This window comes from Kitasatospora sp. NPDC051170 (genome assembly GCF_044455705.1).
Lineage (GTDB): Bacteria > Actinomycetota > Actinomycetes > Streptomycetales > Streptomycetaceae > Kitasatospora.
On sequence record NZ_JBITFA010000001.1, the window covers coordinates 891921 to 908589 of the forward strand.

Sequence of the window (16669 nt, forward strand, 5' to 3'; positions counted from 1 at the left end):
CAGCAGGAACACGAGGTTCCCATGCCCGTCACCGCCGAGCCCGCCAGCGCCGTCCTGAACGTCCCCGCCGCCACCCCGGCCGAGGCCGCCGCCCACTACGCCGCCCGCCTCGCCTTCGAGGCGGACGTCTCCGACGTCCACGCCGACCTGGCCTCCGGCGCCCCCGGCATCGTCGTGGTCGACACCCGCGCCAAGGCCGCCTGGGACCAGGGCCACATCCCCGGCGCCCTCCACCTGCCCACCGCACACATCGCCGACCTGGCCCCGCAGCTGATCGACCCGACCCACACCGTGGTCACCTACTGCTGGGGCCCCGGCTGCAACGGCGCCACCCGCGCCGCCCTGGCCTTCGCCCGCCTCGGCTACCAGGTCAAGGAGATGCTCGGCGGATTCGAGTACTGGGCCCGCGAGGGCTTCGCCTACGACACCGCCGCCGGCACCGAACAGCGCCCCGTCGACGACCTGACCGCCCCCCGCTCGGGCATCTCCTGCGCATGCTGAACGACCCCGCACAGCCGGGCCGGCCGGGCGCCACGATCCGCCCGGCCTCCCCGGCCGACCTGCCGGCGATCGCCCGCCTCTGCGCCGCCCACGCCGCCTTCGAGCGCGCCGACCCCGTCCCCGAGGACCTCGCCACCCGCCTCGCACCCGCCCTCTTCTCCCCGCACCCGCGCGCCTGGTGCCTCGTCGTCGACCACGCGGGCGAACTCACCGGCTACGCCACCTACTCCCGGGAGTTCTCCACCTGGCAGGGCGCCGATCACGTCCACCTGGACTGCCTGTTCGTCACCGAGCCCCACCGCCGGGCCGGTTGGGGCCGCGCCCTGCTCGACGCCGTCCAGGACGCCGCGGCCTCGGCCCACGGCATCACCCACCTCCAGTGGCAGACCCCCGACTGGAACACCGACGCGATCCGCTTCTACCGCCGCACCGGCGCCCGGGCCCTCCCCAAGGTCCGCTTCTCCCTGCCGGCCGGCGCCGGACGGCGGGGCGAGACAGAGAGCCGGGCTATGACCCCATAGAGAGACGTGTACTACCCGATGTCGGTGAGTATGCGGAGAATTCCTTCCGTACCACCCGACAACGGACGAGGGAACCACGTGAAGTTGAAATCAGCGGCCGTCAGCACCATCGTCGCCGCCGGGGCCACCGGGCTCCTCCTCGCGACCGCCGCCCCGGCTGCGACGGCGAGGACCGGGGAGCACCGACCGTCGGCCGCCGCAGCACGGTCGTCAAGCGTGGCGGAGGCGCCGTCCGTGGAACTGCACGGGCTGCCCGGCGAGTTCGTCCCTGGAGCCGGCTGGAGCGAGTTCACCGTCGGCCTGCGGGGAGCGACCGCGGACAAGCAGTTCCACGGCACGTTCTTCCAGGTCCACGACACCCTGAGGGTGGGACTCAAGTCCCATCAGATCAAGGTCCAGTACTTCCTGGACGGCCGGTGGCAAGCCGCCCGGTCCTTCAACGACTCCGAGGACAACTGGCAGGACTTCCCGATCCCGGTGGACGAGGCGCCCATCCCGGTGGACGTCACCGAGATACCGATCCGGCTGAAGTTCGAGGCGGGCAGCCCGTTCACCGACCGGATCGACATCGGCGCCCTCTCGCACCACGGCCCCACCGACATCGTGGAGATCAAGCCCCTGAAGGTCATCCGGCTGGTCCCCGAAACCCCGGGACAGCCCGACCCCACGGCCAGCCCCACCGCCAGCCCGACGGCCACTCCCACGGCCACTCCCACCGCCAGCCCCACCGGCACTCCCACGGCCGACCCCACCGCCAGCCCCACGGCCGACCCCACCGCCAGCCCCACCGGCGACCCCAGCCCCACGGCCAGCCCCACCAGCGCCCCCACCGGCGACCCGTCCGCCACGGCCACCCCGCCGGCCACCGGAGGAGGTTCCGGCACCGACCCCGGCGCCTCCGGACCGTCGGCCCCGGCACCCGAGGGCGAACTGGCCCACACCGGCGCGGACGCCACCGGCACCCCGCTGACCGTCGGCCTCATCGCACTCGGCTCGGGCACGGCACTCGCCCTCGCCACCCGGGCCGCCCGCGAGCGCCGGCGACGCCACTGACCCCACGGATACCCGAACTCGCCGTGCCAGTAAGGCACTTCGCCACTCCCCCACGAACCGCCACGACGTCTGCGAACCCACCATGCCGATTTCCCATCGAGTGCCCGACCTGCCCAGTCTGGAGACGCTGCTCGCGGTCGCCCGGCTCGGCAGCCTCGGCCAGGCCGCCAGGGAGGCCGGCATCAGCCAGCCGGCCGCCTCCGCCCGGATCCGCGCCATGGAGAGGCAGATCGGGGCCGGCCTCCTCGACCGCTCCCCCAACGGCTCCCGCCTCACGGCGACCGGGGTCCTGGTCAGCGGCTGGGCGGCCCGGGTACTGGAGGCCGCCGCGGCGATGGGCGCGGAGATCGAGTCGCTGCGCAGTGAGCGTGACAACCGGCTGCGGGTCGCGGCGAGCCTGACGGTGGCCGAACACCTGCTGCCCGGCTGGCTGGTCACCCTGCGGGCCGAACGGCCGGACACCGTCGTCTCGTTGAGCGCCGACAACTCCCGGGCGGTGGCCGAGAAGGTGCTCCGCGGCGAGGCCGACCTCGGGTTCGTCGAGAGCGCCGCCATCCCTCCGGGGCTGGACGCCACCGTGGTGGCCCGGGACGAACTGGTCGTGGTCACCGCCCCGCACCACGCCTGGGCACGCCGCAGCCGGGTGCGCCCCGCGGAACTGGCGGCCGCCCCGCTGATCCTGAGGGAACAGGGATCGGGCGCCCGCCAGGTCCTGGCCGATGTCCTGGCCTCGCACGGCGGCCCGGCCGGCCCCCTGCTGGAGCTGCCCTCCTCGACGGCCGTGAAGGCCGCCGCCATCTGCGGAGCCGGTCCCGCGGTCCTCAGCCGGCTCGCAGTCGAAGAGGATCTGCTGGCCCGGCGACTGGTGGCCATCCACGTCGACGGTATCGACCTGCGCCGCGCCCTACGGGCCGTCTGGCCCACAGGCCACCGCCCCCAGGGCCCCGCCCGCGACCTCCTGTCCCTGGCCCACCGCCCAGCCCGGGACTGAGACACCCCCACCAGGACGTATCCGTGCGCAGGAAGTCGGCAGGACCGACTTCCTGCGCACGGGATCCGCGAGGTGGCCCTGATGGCGAACCGCTGAAACCCGGATGCGTGCATCGTTCTCGCCTGTCATTCTCGGCGCCATGCCTACGTTCGAAGAGCTCTTGGAAGAAGGCGAGGCCGTCCCCACCGCAGGGTGGGACTTCTCCTGGTTCGCCGGTCGTGCCAGCGAACAGAGGCCGTCGTGGGGTTACGCGGGGCTGCTCGCCGAGCGGATGGCGAAGGCGTCGGCCGGACTCGACATCCAGACGGGCGGCGGCGAGGTACTGGCCTCGGTCCCCGTCGCCCCGCCGGTGTTGGCGGCGACCGAGTCCTGGCCCCCGAACGTCGCGATCGCCCGCCGCACACTGGCGAGGTTCGACGCGGCCGTCGTCGAGATCGAGGACGCGGCCGACCTGCCGTTCGCGGACGAGTCGTTCGACCTGGTGGTCAGCCGGCACCCCGTGGTGACCCGCTGGGACGAGGTACGCCGGGTGCTGCGCCCGGACGGCGTGTACCTCGCCCAGCACGTCGGCAGCGGCACGGTGCGGGAGCTGACCGAGTTCATGATGGGGCCTCAGCCTCCGACCTCACGCCCGATGTCGGCGACCACGACCTACTCGGGCACGAGCCCGATCACAGCGGTGGCCGCCGCGGAGGCGGCAGGCCTGGACGTCGTCGACGTGCGCCAGGAAGCCCTGCGAATGGAGTTCCACGACATCGCGGCGGTGGTCCACTTCCTGCGCAAGGTGATCTGGATCGTCCCCGGCTTCACGGTGGACCACTACCGCGACCGCCTGGCCGAACTCCACTCCTTCATCGAGCACCACGGTCCGTTCGTGGCCCACTCCCAGCGCTACCTCATCGAGGCACGCCCGGCGAGCTCACCCGGTTGAGAGCGTCGCAGCTCCGTGATCACGGACGGGGGCGCTGTCATGCCTGCGTGGAAGACTGCGGCGCAGGTCTCTCGCCGACCTCACCTTTGACCAGTGGCAGTCGTTCGACCTTTCGGCCGTACGCCAAGTCGCCCAGCAGGCAGCCGATCTGGCAGGCGGTCGCGTGGCTGCCGTCGAGGCCGTCGAGCACCTCCGCGGCCGGATGCACCGCCAGGCCGCCGACTACCAGGAGAGCCTGGAGTAGGGATTCGGATTCGCTCCGATCTGCGGGGCCGGTGCGGACAGCCTGTTCCGGTGGGGCGATGACTGCCCTCTCGACCGGATCCCCTACGACGATCACACCGATCCGCAGCACCAACCGAACGCCCTCGGTCTGCACATCGCCTACGACACGTACCGAACCGAGCTGACGACCGACGTCACCTCGGTGCACGGCGGCGACGGTGGCGAGTCGGCGTGCGGCGGCTACGGCCACATGCTCGGATGGCTGCCCCTGGCCACGGCCAACCGCAACCCCTTCTTCGCCGAGTTCGTGTACGGGCCGGAGGGCGAGGACATGTACGAGGACTTCTCCACCCGGCCGGTGTTCGAGCTCTGACGCCACGTGCGCGGATCGAACCTGGGGTTGAAGTCCCTGACTTCAACCCCAGGATCCGAACCCTGAAACGGCTCCTAGTAGGCAGTCGTGCAGTAGATATCGACGCTGGACAGTTGGACGCACGCCTGGGTCTTCACTCCGGCGTCGTAGTACCAGCCGGAACTTGCGGACTGGTACGGCGACAGGCCGGTCAAGTCGTGGTCGTAGGAGTTCGGGCCGATCCACGTGCGCAGGAACACGCTGCAACCCCACTGGCCCGTCGATGCCACGTATTTGACGTAGTCGTGGCCGTTGGAGTACGTCGAGTACAGCGTGGCCTGGCATCCTGCCAGCTCGGTGTGGCCCCGGTAGGTGTCGGCGTAGGCGGGTGACGCCAGCGTCACCGCGGCGACCGTGGCCGCGAGCGTGAGGCCCGCGAGGCTGGCAACAGCCCTGGTCTTCATCCGGTGTTCCTCCCCCGTAGTGCACTCGCACGTGCGAATGCGTCGACGCGATCGCTCGAACGGGACCGGCCGCTCCCAACACGCTTGGTCTGTAACGACCGTGTACAGAACGGTGGCACCCGAGCCGATCGCCCGTGAACGTATCCAGGGGGCGATGAAGCGCACAAGATGCCTGCCGGAAGTAGGGGAGACGGTTCCGAGTCGTGCACAGGAAGTCGGCGGGACCGACTTCCTGTGCACAGCCGCGACGGCTGCTCAGGCGTGTTCCGCGGGGTCGGTTGCGAGCGTCTCCCGTGTCAGGCGGACCATGTGTTCCAGGGCGATCACCGGATCCGTGGTCTCCAGGACCACATGGTCGGGCCCCCACGGGTGCGTCATCACGGAGAACCCGTAGGTCGTCGATGCGGCGACCGCCGGGAACGGCTCCGTGCCGTTGGTGCGGAAGTCGTCCGACCTCGACACGTGCAGCACGTTCATGCTCGTCCACGGGAACAGCCCCCGCAACACCGGCTCCGCAGCGGCGAGTTCGAGCAGGGCCCAGACGGCGGGACCGACCCAGTCCGCTGGCTTGTGGGGCGGGCACCAGTGGTCCAGCAATGCCTGCCATTCCCTGTCGCGCTCGGCGGCGTCATCCGCGATCATCATGAACCGACGATCACGCCGGCCCGATCCGCTGTCAACACCCGAGGAGCCAGCACGACATGAGTGCCACCTGCCCGACCTGCGCCGCAGCGGACGAGACCGCCGCCGTGCGGAAGGCCGTCCTGGACGCCGACCGGCCGCTCGACCCTCCGACGCGGGAACTCCTGTCGATGCCGCCCGAACCCGGGCGCACGTCCGCGGCCGCAACGGTCTTCTTCGTTCTGGGCGGCCTCCTCTGCATACCAGGGCTGCGCGCACTGTTCTCCGACGACAGCGGCGGCAACTCCTCTGCCGCGTACCAGTTCGGCTACCACTACGGCGGGTTCTCCATCGCCGCCGTCCTGCTGGGGATCGGGTACTTCCTCCACTCCGACCACCGAAGCCACCGAGGCGAGGCGACGGGCCAATGGCCGCACACCTCCGAGCAGTGGCACCAGCTCGAACTGGTCTGGCGGGAAGCCTGGTTGTGCCGCCGCTGCCGCGTCGCGTTCCTCCGCGATTCCCCTGCCCCGTCCGCGATCCCCTTCGCGCAGTTCCGGGAGTGGGCGGCGGCCACCGCGCAGAACCCGAGCACCCCCATGGGGCCGACGCTCTGATCCGCCTCAGCGGCCGACGGTGGGTCCGGCCGGCCGGGCGGCTGAGGTGAGGTGATCCGGTGCATCCGGGCCTGCTCCAGACACCCGCCTACGCACGCGAGATCATCAGGAAGCTCAACATGCGGCCCAACGTCAACGTCGAGGCCCTGGTTGACGTGCGAATGGCCCGGCAAGGGGCACTCACCCGGTCCGAACCGCTCACGCTCTGGGCCGTCATCCATGAGGCGGCCATCCGCTCCGGCGTCGGCGGACCCGCCGTAATGGCCGAACAGCTCTCACGTCTGATCGATCGGCCGCCCAGCGGAACATCAACCTCCGGGTCATGCCGATCGGCGCGCCGGCCCATCATGGCACGGATGGCGCCTTCACCATTCTCGGCTTCCCACAGCGCCAGGACCTCGATGTCGTCATGGTGGACGGCACATTGGGCGATCTCTGGGTCGAGGAAGTCACCGACGTAGAGATCTACGGAGCGAAGTTCGACGCGATCAGGGCCGATGCCCTCGGTTTCGACGACACGCTTGCCATCATCACTGATCAGAGAGACAAGCCCACATGACGTCCCATCCAAGTACGCCCGCTGAGGACATTGCGCGCGTACGACGTGATCCGGATGCCGCTGGACGGCGACTGACCGCCGCCCAGCGGGAGTCGCCGACCAGCCCTTGCCGTAGGCTGGTCCTCGGGCTGGGACTGGACGTTCAGATCGTCACACCTGGCCGTCGCCGGGGAAGTTCAGCGTGCCGTACCGCATCGGAGGCCAGAGCGATAGCCGCTCCCAGGCTGGCGACGACGCCGCAGCCGACGAACACCGGAGCAGCGCCCCAGGCCCCGATCGCGGCACCGACCAGGGGATAGCTGAGGGGGGCGAGGCCGACCATGGTGAGCATGACGGCGGAGGTGACCCGGCCGAGGTAGGCCGGGTCCGCCGCGGTCTGTATGAGGGCGTTGTCGAGGCTGCCGAAGACACCCGCGCACAGTCCGATGGCCGCGGCCAGCACCGCGGCGAGCCACAGGGTCGGTACCAGCGCGATCGTGGCAGCGCCCGCGCAGCCCACGAGCAGCGTCCCGGCCATCATCAGGCCGGCACGCGGCAGCCAACCCGCGATGGCGAGCAGCGCGGCGCTGGCCGCTGCGCCTGCGCTGAAGCTGCCGACGATCCAGCCGTAGCCGGATGGGCCCCAGCCGCGTTCGGCGTTGAGGAGCACCATGCCGACGTTGAGGGTGCCGATGAGGCCGAGTTCGCAGACGGCGCCGGCGGCGACGAGCGGGCCGATGAGGCGGTGGCGGCGGATGTAGCGCAGGCCGTCGAGCAGGTCCTGCCGTACGGTGCCGGGCTCCGGCCGCCCGGCGTCGCTCGCCCCGAGGGGCCGAATCCGTATCGTCAGCAGGAGCGGCAGGGACAGCGCGATGAGCAGTCCGGCGACGGTGAAGGCGGCCGCGGGTCCGCCCAGTCCCATGGCGAGGCCGCCGATCGGCGGGCCCGCGATCTGGCTGAGGCGGGTCGACAGCAAACGCATGCCGGTGACCCGGGCCAGCTGGTCAGGGGTGGTGATCCTGGGCGGGAGCGCGCCGACAGCGGGTACGAACAGTGCGTCGACGGCGCCGAAGACGAGCGCCACCGTGATCAGGATCCACAAGGCCGGCGCCGTCAGTGCGATGCCGGCGGCCACTGCCAGGATGAGGAGGCAGCGCAGCGTGTCACTGCCGAGAATCACCCGGCGGGGGTCGAACCGGTCGGCAACCACGCCCCCACCGAGCATGAGTAACGCTCGCGGTACTGCCCCGGCGGCCATGACGAGGCCGACTTCGGTGGGACCGGCGGCCTTCTGGGCGGACCAGCCCAGGGCGACGAAGTACACGCTGTCGCCGATGAGGGAGACCGTGTAGGCGGTGAGCCAGCGCAGCACGTTGGCGTCGCGGTGAGCCGGTGTGGTGGCACGTTCGGGCAGGGCTGTTTGCGGGACGGCCATGGTGGGCTCCTGGAAGTCGGGACTTCGGCTGAGTCAGGGCCGGAAGGGAAAGCCGTAGAGGTGCACGGACACGTGCTCGCGGTCCTCCGTGTCGTCGGCCGCCTTGGCGGCCTTGCCGCGCTCCCGCCAGCGCCGGGCCAGCGCCTCGAGCTCGTCGCTCAACTCGGCGAGTTCGACCGGGGTGAGGTCGAGCAGCCACTCGGAGCTGAAGGACGCATCGGTCCACGCCTTCCCCCAGGCTGACTTCTGGTCGAGATACGTGCGGTACTGGGCGACACGGGTGTCGAAGATGCCTCGGGCCACTGCGCCGACGGCGGCGACGCCCTCGGGCGTGTCCGCGAAGTCCGAGTCGCGGAAGCCCCACCCGTCTTCGGACGCCACCTGCCACCACCGCTCGCGGCCGTCGGTCCCGTGGCCGCTCGCCTGGGTCACGAAGCCGTGCTCGGCCAGCTTGCGCAAGTGGTAGCTGACCAGCGAGGGCGTCTCGTCGACATGCTCGGCAAGCTGAGAGGCGGTCGCAGTACCCGCGGCGAACAGCAGCCGGTACAGCTGCATTCGCAGCGGGATCATGAACGCCCTCAACCGTGCCAGGTCGATGATCTGCTCGGGCCGGTTCTTCGATCGCATGCCCTCACCGTAGATATGAAGCGAACACTTCGCAATAGTCGCTTCAGAATGGGGCGGCCGATCAACACGGCTTCGGCGTAAGGGACTTGAATCAGCCCAGCCCAGCTCGACTTGACTGCCGCCAACGCGGTCAGCGCCGACTGTCTCTCGGGGCAAGCAAGCCGGTGACCTCAGCGATCCCCTCCGCCGAGGGGCGGAAACAACGCCTTACGTTCTCCGGCTTCTTGCGCCGAGACTTGGCCATCAGCATCAGCAGGGAGACTCCCTGCTCACCGAGCAGGGCACGGGCTGACGACTTTCCCCGGGCCGGGGCGGCGGCAGGCCTTGCTCCGGGCGCCCTTGGCTTTGGCCAGGCATCGGCGGGCGGCGAGATGATCCGAAAGAGACGAGCTGGTGACCCGAGTCAGAGATTCGGTGGCAGTAGGCGGCGACTTTGTCGAGGATCTCGTCGGCGGTCTTCGTCCAGGCGAAGGGCCGGGGGTGCTCGTTCCAGCCGGTGAGCCAGGTGTGGATGTCGCGTTTGCGCGAGAAGTCGGCCAGGCCGACTTCTCGCGCAGGAGTGGTGTGCTGCCCGGCCCCCGGCCTGCCCAGGCCGGGCGGCGCGAGCCGGGGTGGGCACCCGCCGGCAGGCGGGTGGGGGGTGGATGGTGGGGAACGGTGGGGGACATATATAACGGCCCGGATCCATCGCGGGTGATCACCCGCGATGGATGTGGTGGAGAGCGCTTGGGGTCTCCTCGGCTACAGGGCGGTGTGCGTCAGCCAGTGGTCGAGGAGGGTGCGGTCGCCCGTCACTCGAACGTCCTCCGGTGGGATGCGGCGGGTGAGGAGCAGCATGAGGTGCGCGACCGGGGCCGACACCACCACGTCGGCCTCGAGCGGGCCGCCGCGTTCCCATCGCACTGCCTCGGGTGCGCGGGTGATCAGCCAGCCGTCTCCCTCTGGGGGGCGGAAGCCGAGCCGTTCGCCTGCGCCGGGGAGTTCGGCGAGTGCGGGCCGGACGGCTTCCAGGCCCGGGGCCGCCAGCAGGTCCAGGGTTTCGCCGATGCTGTCGGCCGCCAGGTCCTCGGCGATCGCGAAGGACGCGCCCGCCGCGTCGTAGTGGTGGATACAGGTGTCGCTGACCATCCTGCGCAGGACGAACGCGGCCGACCGCGGGCCGAAGGCCGTCCGGATCTCGGCCTCCCCGCCGGCCTCGCCGACCGCGCGGACCAACTGCTCCGCGCCCTCGTGCAGCCACTCCGCCCATCCCTCCGGGGCGCCGGGATCGGCCTCCTTCGGGTCGGGGACGGGCAACTGCTCCCCCGCGCGCACGATTCCGGCCGCCCAGCGGTGCTCCTGGCCGACGTGGCCGACGAGCGTGCGCAGCGTCCAGTCGGGGCAGGTGGGCACCCGGCCCTCCGGGGGTCGCCCGACGGCCGCCCGGGCGAGGGCTTCGGTCTGCTCCCGCAGCGCCTCTACGAGCCGCGGGACGGGAAGGGTCGATGTCATGGTGGAAGCTCCTCCGGTGAAGAAACGGGGCCGACGCCCGTACGGTAGGAGTTCCAGTCGGGTGGAGGTTCAAGTGCCTTTGCAGGATGAGACGTTGGGAATCGGTGATCTCGCACGAATGACGGGCGTCCCGGTACGGACCGTCCGCTTCTACTGCGACGAGGGCATCGTCGAAACGACACGCAGCTCCGGCGGCCACCGCAGGTTCGACCGTGCGGAGGTCGAGCGCCTCGCCCTCGTCAGGCGGCTGCGCGGGCTGGGCCTCGGGCTGCCGTCGATCAGGCAGGTGCTCGCCGGGGAGCGGTCCGTGGCCGAGGCGGTTTCCGCCGAACGGGCCGCGCTCGACGTGCAGTTGGCGGGCCTGGCCTGGCGGCGGGCCTCGCTGCGCGCCGTGGAGGAGGCGAGCCCCGGCGAGCGGGCGGCGCGGCTGGAGCTGCTGGCCGCCGCGCAGGACGGCGGGGCCGCCCGAGACGCGCTGACCGACTTCTGGCGGCGCGCCATGGTCGCGCCCGTGCCGGAGGCGATGTTCGCCGACTTCGTCCACCTCATCGTGCCCGAGCCGCCCGCCGATCCCTCGCCGCGCCAAGTGGTCGCCTACGCCGAGCTGTTCGCGCTCGCCCAGGACCGGGAGCTGATCCGTCTTCTGCATGCCATGGCCCGGGCCAACGCCGAACTCGTCGCCGACACGGCCGGCCTCCTGCACGGCATCGGCGAGGCGTGCACGCTCGCCCGGCCGCTCGTGCAGGCGGGCGAGCCGCCCGCGGCGGGCCCGGTGCTCGACCGGTTCGTCGCCGTCCACGCCGCCGCGCGCAACGCCACCGACACCCCGGCGTTCCGGCACGACCTCCTCACCCATGTCGCCTCCGACCGCGACCCCCGGATGCGCCGCTACTGGCGGCTCACCGCCGAGGCCGCCGCCGACCCGGCCTCGCCGGCCGCCTCCCACCTGTGGCTGACCGACGCCCTCGCCCGCTCCCAGGAATCCGCGTGCGCGGGGTGATCGCCACCGGAAACACTGTGCGCATGAGCACCACGGCCTCCCCGTCCCCGCAGGAACGCGCCCTGGCCCACGTCGCCGAACTGGCGTCGGGACCCGCCCTGGACCCGACGCTGCGGGTGACCCTCAACTTCCACCCGGACCGCCTCGCCGACGGCCGGCCGCTCCTCGAAGCGCTGGCCGAGGGCGGCGTCTACCGCTCGCAGTTCGTGACGGGCACCGGCAACGGCGGCCTGACCGCCCACCCCGGCGGGGACCGCTGGCGCTGGGAGAGCCGCGTCTTCGACGGCGCGTACGACGAGGCGCCGGCCGCCGAACGGCCCGTCTACGGAGCACTGAACTACCGCCGCAACCCGGCCGGCGGCGCGCCGCGCTTCGGCTCCGCGCACCTCCGGCTGAGGGCGTGTCTGACAATTGGCGTCGGGTGAGCGGGCATCGTTGGGGTGCGTGCAGCTGACGGTTCGCCGATGTTCGGTTTCCGCACGAGCGTCCTTTCTGCCCATCCGCGTCAACGAGCGCACAGAGACCTTCCCGACTCGATCAAACCAAGGCCGTCGGCGGAACACAACGAAGAGCCGGAAGCGGAGCGCCGATTGCGGGTTGTTCGGGGCGGAACGAAAAGCTTGATCCCCTCGGCCCTGCGCGCACAGAATCTGGAACCGCGCCCCGTCGACCCCAACTACGGTTTGGGCAACGACCCTTGGCGCACTCCAACCATCACCTGCAAGGAAGCCGAGGAACCCATGAACCGCCTTGCCCGTTCGCTGGCCGTGGCCGCGACCGCCGGGTCGCTGATGCTGCTCGCCGCCCCCGCCTCCCAGGCGGCGGCCTCGACCAGCTCGACCAACTCCTGTGTGACCTTCAGCCCCTCCAACTCGATCGGGAACGCACAGGTCACCGCCTGCTCCGTGGGCGGCAACAGCTACCACGTCACCGGCTACCTCTCGAACACCCTGCCGTGGGGAGGGTTCAACGGCCCGTACTACGCCCAGCTGGACCTCCAGGCCGGTTCCACCCGTGTCGGCGTGTGGAGCAACGAGTCGCACTACAACGTGCCCGTGACGACCGACTACTTCGATGTCACGGTGAGCCTCCCGAGCCAGCCCACGGGTGCCGTGATCTGGCAGCCCTGGCACTGACCACCGCCTGCGCGGCGCCCCGCCCCGGCCGTTCGAGCCGGGGCGGGGCGCCCTGCAGTCTGCGAACCGCGGGCTGTGGGCTGCGGGCTGTGGGCTGCGGGCCGCACCAGGACCGACAACTCCCCGGGGCCGAGACCATGACGCAAGCCGCGATCACCCTCCTTCTGCTCGGAAGTCCCGCGCTGGTCCTCGGAGTTCTGTGGACCGCCGACTTCCGCGGGATCACGACCCGCGCCACCGCGCGTCAGACCGCCGACCGGGCCCGGCTGCCCGCGCGCCTGCGGCCCGCCTGGCCCCGGCCCGCGCCGCTGCGCGCCCAGCGCCTGTTCGGCGCGCTGCTCGCGGTCACCGGAGGCCTCTTCGTCGGCGCCGGCTGCTGGGCGCTGCTGCCGTAGGGCACGCGTGCGGGGCGTTCAACTGAACGCATCCGCCGGTTGAACTCCGCCCCGCGGCGTCACGACGTGCTCCGCCGGATCCGGTTCCTCGGGCGCACCACCGAGGGGCGGACCGGGATGCGGACGGCGGTGGCCCGCCCGTCGTGCACCACCGACGGGCGGGCCACCGCCACCTGGTTCCTCGCCCGGCCTCCGCTACTCGAATCGCGCGTCGTCGGGCTGGGTGATGCGCTTGAGCAGAGGCAGCGCCGTGAGCACCACCGCGAACGAGGCGAGCAGACCGCCCCCGAGGGTCAGGAAGTACGACCGGCCGGGCAGGGCGACGCCCGCCCCGTTGGTCACCAGGGTCTTGATCACCGATGCCGCCGTGCCGTATCCCGCGACGGCCGCGACGAGGGCGGCCAGGGCGAGCGGCACCGCCGACTCGAACACGACGACCCGGTAGAGCGTCTGGGGCGGGGTGCCGGCCAGCCGCAGCAGGGTGAAGGGCCGCCGGCGCTCCAGCAGGCCGCCGCCGACCGCCACGGCGAGGCTGCAGCCGGCGACGATCAGCGTCACCGCCACCACGGCCAGGGTGATCTGCTGGATCTCGCCGTAGGTCTCGGACCGACGGTGCGCACCCTCGCCGAAGGTCTTCGGTGCGGTGGTCGAGCCCGACTGCGCCGTGTAGGAGACCAGCAGCGTGCGGATCTTCTCCAGGGTCGCCGCGTCGGCCGTCTTGATCAGCACCGCTTCCATCGGCAGCGCGGAGACGTCCCCGGGAGCGGTCGGGGTGTCGTGCGCGACGAACGGCAGGGTCAACGAGGACGGGTCGTCGTGGCTGAGCAGGAACCCGAACTGGGCCCGCACCGCCGTCGCCCCGGACGCGCACTCCCCGAGGGCGGAGAAGCGCTCGAGGTCCTTGCAGACGATCGTGCCCTGGGTGGGCCCGCACTGGTGCTCCGCGACGCACATGTAGGCGGCGTCCCGCGCCGACGTGGCGTACATCGGCAGCACGTCGGCCCCCGGGTACGCGCGCATGCGCGCCAGCAGTTCGGTGCCGGTCGCCGACGGCAGCCCGAGCACCACGGACTTCGCGCCGGGGCCGCCCGGCTCCGGCATGAAGGAGGTCCGCAGGACACTGGTCAGGGAGCCGCCGCCGACCGCCTTCATCCCCGAGTTCACCGCGGGCACCACGCCCGCGATCGTCGTCCCGACGAACACCGCGAGCACCAGCCCGCTGACCGAGCGGAACGCGGCCTTGGGGTTGTCGGCGAGCCGGCGGGCCGACAGGACTCCGGAGGCACCCCGCGCGGACTTGGCGACGAAGCGGGCGCCCTGCATGGTCAGCCAGGAGCCGCTGAGCACCAGGCCGAGCATGGTCAGCGCCAGGCCGATGAAGGTGAACGGCAGCGCCGCGTTGCTGGGACCGGGCGGCAGCTCGCCGGTCGCGCTCAGCGCGTTCGAGGCGGGCTTGTGCAGCACGATCGGGGCGGTGATCAGCATCGCCAGACCGACCACCAGCGGAAGCAGCCGCCACACGCCGGGGGCCGGGGGCGTGGTCCGCCGGACCGCGCCGAGCGGGGAGATCCGGACCCGTTGCAGCGACCACAGCGCGGCGCAGGCGGACGCGACCGGCACACCGACCAGCACCGCGATGTACTCGGAGAGCGTGGGGGCGACCCGGGAGCTGAAGTACAGCGCACCGCTGATCGGCACCTTGGCCACCGCGGGCTGCAGGAGTTGGAAGATCCCGATGCCCGCGACCGAGCCGACCAGGGCGCCGGCGACGGCGTCCACCGAGGCGATCACGCTGACCTGCCGGGAGGTGGCCCCGACCAGCCGGAAGGCGGCGAAGCGCTCCTCGCGGCGGGCGGCGGCCAGCCGGGTCGCGGTGCCGATCAGGGTCAGCAGCGGGAACACGAGCGCGATCGCCGCCATGCCGAAGCCGAACTGGTACAGGTTGGTCGCGCTGTTGAGTTCGGGCTTGGTCGAGATCGCCTTGACCTGCATCGTGGCGGGCAGCGCGGCGAGTTGCTCGGGCGTGCCGCCGACGAAGATCGTCAGGTCGTCCGGGCCGCCCAGGGCGTCGTCACCGATCACGCCGACCTGCCGGCCCGGGAAGCGGTCGCCGAGCTGGTCGGAGGGCACCGAGCCGAGGAGCGCGGCCATCGCGGGGGAGACGTAGTACTCGCCCGCGGCCGGGAGGGTCTTGAGGCCCGGCAGGACCGGAGCGTTCGGCCCGAGGGCGGCCACGTCGAGCCGCTCGATGGTCCGGCCCTGGTAGTAGTCCTGGCGGTAGTTCCACAGCTCCGTGTCGCCACCCGGAGCGGGCGCCTGGCCGGCCACCGCGGGCCCGCTGGTGCACTGCCAGCACTGGCGGTCGTTGGTGGACTGGAAGCCGTGGAAGTCGGCCAGGACGGAGAGCAGGACCGCGACGCCGATCGCGACCGCGGAGGCGATCAGGAGGAGCCGGGTGAGGGCCTCCTTCCCGCCTTGCAGGGCCAGTTGCAGGCCGAGTCGGAACATCATCGGCGGGCCTCCGAGACGTGCGAGTCGCCCACCTGGCCGTCCTGCACCGTGACGTCTCTGTCGGCGTAGGCGGCCACCCGGACGTCGTGGGTCACCAGGACGACGGTGGTGCCCTCCTCGCGGGCCAGGCCGACCAGGACGTCCATGACCTTCTCGCCGGTGAGCGAGTCGAGGGCGCCGGTCGGCTCGTCGGCGAACAGCACCCGGGGCTTGGTGACCAGCGCCCGGGCGATCGCGACGCGCTGCGCCTGGCCGCCGGAGAGCTCTCCGGTCCGCCGGTCCCCCAGACCGGCCAGCCCCAGCCGGTCCAGCCACGGGAGGGCCGTCTTGTACGCCTCCTTGCGGTTCACCTTGTTCAGCAGCAGCGGTAACGCGATGTTGTCCAGAACGCTCAACTCCGGCACCAGCTGGCCGAACTGGAAGACGAACCCGAAGTCGGTGCGCCGCAGCTCGGTCCGCTTGGCGTCGCTGAGCGTGTCCAGCCGGCGTCCGTCGAACCAGACCTCGCCGCTGTCCGGCGTGAAGATGCCGGCCAGGCAGTGCAGCAGCGTCGACTTGCCGGAACCGCTGGGGCCCATGATGGCCAGGATCTCCCCGGCGCCCACCGCGACGCTGGCGTCACGGAGCGCGGCCGTCTGACCGAAGGAACGGTGGAGGTTGCAGCCCTCGAGCATGGCGCCTCGTGAAGGCTGCCGTTCGGGCAGGTTGTCGGGGCTCATCGGTTTTCCACCATTTCTGCGAGTGAGTCCAGTCGGGCTGCCGTGAGCCCGATCCAGCGGAGGTCGGCTTCGAGATGAAAGAGGCCGTGGTCGGCCAGCAGCGCGTCCATCAACGGACCGTTGCGCTTGATCTCGGTCAGCTCGCGCATCCGCGTTATGTGCGAGGCGCGTTGGGCCTTGAGGAAGGCCGCGGCGTCGCGTCCCAGCATCAGCGCCAGGACGACTTTGGTGAAGAGCAGGGGCTGCAGCCTCGGATCGGGCACCACGGGTTCGAGGAGCCAGGTCTCGACCTCGCCCCGGCCGACCTCGGTGATCACGTAGCGCTTGCGGTCCGGGCCGTCGCCGGGCTCCGTCTCGCCGGGCACCACCTTCCCGTCCCGGGCCAGCCGGCTGAGGGTGGCGTACACCTGCCCGAAGGACAGGGGCTTCCCCCGCGCGAAGAACGCGTCGTAGTCGTGTTTGAGGTCGTAGCCATAGCTCGGCTCACGATCGAGCAGCCCCAGAAGGGTCAGCGGAACGCTCATGCCGCAATACTACGCTC

General features: G+C 71.5%; 17 protein-coding genes and 4 pseudogenes. 12 read left to right on the top strand and 9 right to left on the bottom strand.

Annotated features, from left to right (window positions below; all coding sequences use genetic code 11):
* Nucleotides 1-21 precede the first annotated feature (21 nt).
* The 6 genes and pseudogenes from ACIBCA_RS03890 (at nucleotide 22) to ACIBCA_RS03915 (ending at nucleotide 4595) form a co-directional block, all read left to right on the top strand.
* On the top strand, nucleotides 22-501 hold the full coding sequence (locus tag ACIBCA_RS03890) for a rhodanese-like domain-containing protein (protein ID WP_396281190.1): 480 nt from the start codon (nucleotides 22-24) through the stop codon (nucleotides 499-501).
* On the top strand, nucleotides 495-1022 hold the full coding sequence (locus ACIBCA_RS03895; RefSeq protein WP_396281191.1) for a GNAT family N-acetyltransferase: 528 nt from the start codon (nucleotides 495-497) through the stop codon (nucleotides 1020-1022). Before ACIBCA_RS03890 ends, ACIBCA_RS03895 begins: the two co-directional genes overlap by 7 nt.
* Before the next feature lie 78 nt (nucleotides 1023-1100).
* On the top strand, nucleotides 1101-2075 hold the full coding sequence (locus tag ACIBCA_RS03900; protein ID WP_396281192.1) for a hypothetical protein: 975 nt from the start codon (nucleotides 1101-1103) through the stop codon (nucleotides 2073-2075).
* Between the two features lie 82 nt (nucleotides 2076-2157).
* Nucleotides 2158-3066, top strand: coding sequence for a LysR family transcriptional regulator (locus ACIBCA_RS03905; RefSeq protein WP_396281193.1), 909 nt, complete (start codon nucleotides 2158-2160; stop codon nucleotides 3064-3066).
* Nucleotides 3067-3205: 139 nt separating this feature from the next.
* A complete protein-coding gene (locus ACIBCA_RS03910; protein ID WP_396281194.1) occupies nucleotides 3206-3997 on the top strand; it encodes a class I SAM-dependent methyltransferase in 792 nt (263 codons plus the stop codon).
* Nucleotides 3998-4052: 55 nt separating this feature from the next.
* Nucleotides 4053-4595 (top strand): annotated as a pseudogene (locus ACIBCA_RS03915) (hypothetical protein).
* Between the two features lie 74 nt (nucleotides 4596-4669).
* Here ACIBCA_RS03915 and ACIBCA_RS03920 read toward each other — a convergent pair.
* Nucleotides 4670-5038: a hypothetical protein gene (locus ACIBCA_RS03920; protein ID WP_396281195.1), complete on the bottom strand. Its 369-nt coding sequence runs from the start codon at nucleotides 5036-5038 to the stop codon at nucleotides 4670-4672.
* A gap of 255 nt (nucleotides 5039-5293) precedes the next feature.
* The gene (locus ACIBCA_RS03925) at nucleotides 5294-5683 is read right to left on the bottom strand and encodes a DUF6193 family natural product biosynthesis protein (RefSeq protein ID WP_396281196.1); all 390 of its coding nucleotides are present in this window, start codon (nucleotides 5681-5683) and stop codon (nucleotides 5294-5296) included.
* 56 nt (nucleotides 5684-5739) lie between these two features.
* On the opposite strand from ACIBCA_RS03925, the gene ACIBCA_RS03930 reads away from it, so the two are divergent.
* Together ACIBCA_RS03930 and ACIBCA_RS03935 are read left to right on the top strand one after the other, a co-directional pair.
* On the top strand, nucleotides 5740-6276 hold the full coding sequence (locus ACIBCA_RS03930; RefSeq protein WP_396281197.1) for a hypothetical protein: 537 nt from the start codon (nucleotides 5740-5742) through the stop codon (nucleotides 6274-6276).
* Nucleotides 6277-6395: 119 nt separating this feature from the next.
* Nucleotides 6396-6835 (top strand): annotated as a pseudogene (locus ACIBCA_RS03935) (DUF5753 domain-containing protein).
* 142 nt (nucleotides 6836-6977) lie between these two features.
* On the opposite strand, the gene ACIBCA_RS03940 reads toward ACIBCA_RS03935, so the two are convergent.
* The 4 genes and pseudogenes from ACIBCA_RS03940 to ACIBCA_RS03955 all read right to left on the bottom strand — a co-directional run bounded on the left by ACIBCA_RS03940 (nucleotide 6978) and on the right by ACIBCA_RS03955 (nucleotide 10367).
* Complete coding sequence (locus ACIBCA_RS03940) at nucleotides 6978-8249, bottom strand: MFS transporter (protein ID WP_396281198.1); 1272 nt, start codon at nucleotides 8247-8249, stop codon at nucleotides 6978-6980.
* A 33-nt stretch (nucleotides 8250-8282) separates the two neighbouring features.
* Complete coding sequence (locus tag ACIBCA_RS03945; RefSeq protein ID WP_396281199.1) at nucleotides 8283-8876, bottom strand: helix-turn-helix domain-containing protein; 594 nt, start codon at nucleotides 8874-8876, stop codon at nucleotides 8283-8285.
* A gap of 130 nt (nucleotides 8877-9006) precedes the next feature.
* Nucleotides 9007-9153, bottom strand: a pseudogene (locus ACIBCA_RS03950) (site-specific integrase); the annotation flags it as partial.
* A 464-nt stretch (nucleotides 9154-9617) separates the two neighbouring features.
* Nucleotides 9618-10367: a maleylpyruvate isomerase family mycothiol-dependent enzyme gene (locus ACIBCA_RS03955; RefSeq protein WP_396281200.1), complete on the bottom strand. Its 750-nt coding sequence runs from the start codon at nucleotides 10365-10367 to the stop codon at nucleotides 9618-9620.
* A gap of 73 nt (nucleotides 10368-10440) precedes the next feature.
* Here ACIBCA_RS03955 and ACIBCA_RS03960 point away from each other — a divergent pair, with 73 nt between their 5' ends.
* From ACIBCA_RS03960 to ACIBCA_RS03975, 4 genes and pseudogenes are all read left to right on the top strand, one after another.
* Nucleotides 10441-11367: a MerR family transcriptional regulator gene (locus tag ACIBCA_RS03960; RefSeq protein WP_396281201.1), complete on the top strand. Its 927-nt coding sequence runs from the start codon at nucleotides 10441-10443 to the stop codon at nucleotides 11365-11367.
* A 23-nt stretch (nucleotides 11368-11390) separates the two neighbouring features.
* Nucleotides 11391-11768: pseudogene (locus ACIBCA_RS03965) on the top strand (DUF3626 domain-containing protein); the annotation flags it as partial.
* Nucleotides 11769-12107: 339 nt separating this feature from the next.
* Nucleotides 12108-12503, top strand: a complete 396-nt coding sequence (locus tag ACIBCA_RS03970) for a hypothetical protein (protein WP_396281202.1) — start codon at nucleotides 12108-12110, stop codon at nucleotides 12501-12503.
* Between the two features lie 137 nt (nucleotides 12504-12640).
* On the top strand, nucleotides 12641-12898 hold the full coding sequence (locus tag ACIBCA_RS03975; RefSeq protein WP_396281203.1) for a hypothetical protein: 258 nt from the start codon (nucleotides 12641-12643) through the stop codon (nucleotides 12896-12898).
* 195 nt (nucleotides 12899-13093) lie between these two features.
* On the opposite strand, the gene ACIBCA_RS03980 is transcribed toward ACIBCA_RS03975, so the two are convergent.
* Genes ACIBCA_RS03980 through ACIBCA_RS03990 form a run of 3 tightly spaced genes read right to left on the bottom strand, consistent with a single transcriptional unit; the run spans nucleotide 13094 to nucleotide 16652 of the window.
* Nucleotides 13094-15409 carry an FtsX-like permease family protein gene (locus ACIBCA_RS03980; RefSeq protein WP_396281204.1) on the bottom strand — a complete coding sequence of 772 codons (2316 nt, stop codon included), beginning with the start codon at nucleotides 15407-15409 and terminating at the stop codon, nucleotides 13094-13096.
* Nucleotides 15406-16128: an ABC transporter ATP-binding protein gene (locus tag ACIBCA_RS03985; RefSeq protein WP_396281205.1), complete on the bottom strand. Its 723-nt coding sequence runs from the start codon at nucleotides 16126-16128 to the stop codon at nucleotides 15406-15408. Before ACIBCA_RS03985 ends, ACIBCA_RS03980 begins: the two co-directional genes overlap by 4 nt.
* Nucleotides 16125-16652 carry a PadR family transcriptional regulator gene (locus ACIBCA_RS03990; protein WP_396281206.1) on the bottom strand — a complete coding sequence of 176 codons (528 nt, stop codon included), beginning with the start codon at nucleotides 16650-16652 and terminating at the stop codon, nucleotides 16125-16127. The genes ACIBCA_RS03985 and ACIBCA_RS03990 overlap by 4 nt, the downstream gene beginning before the upstream one ends.
* Between the last annotated feature and the right edge of the window lie 17 nt (nucleotides 16653-16669).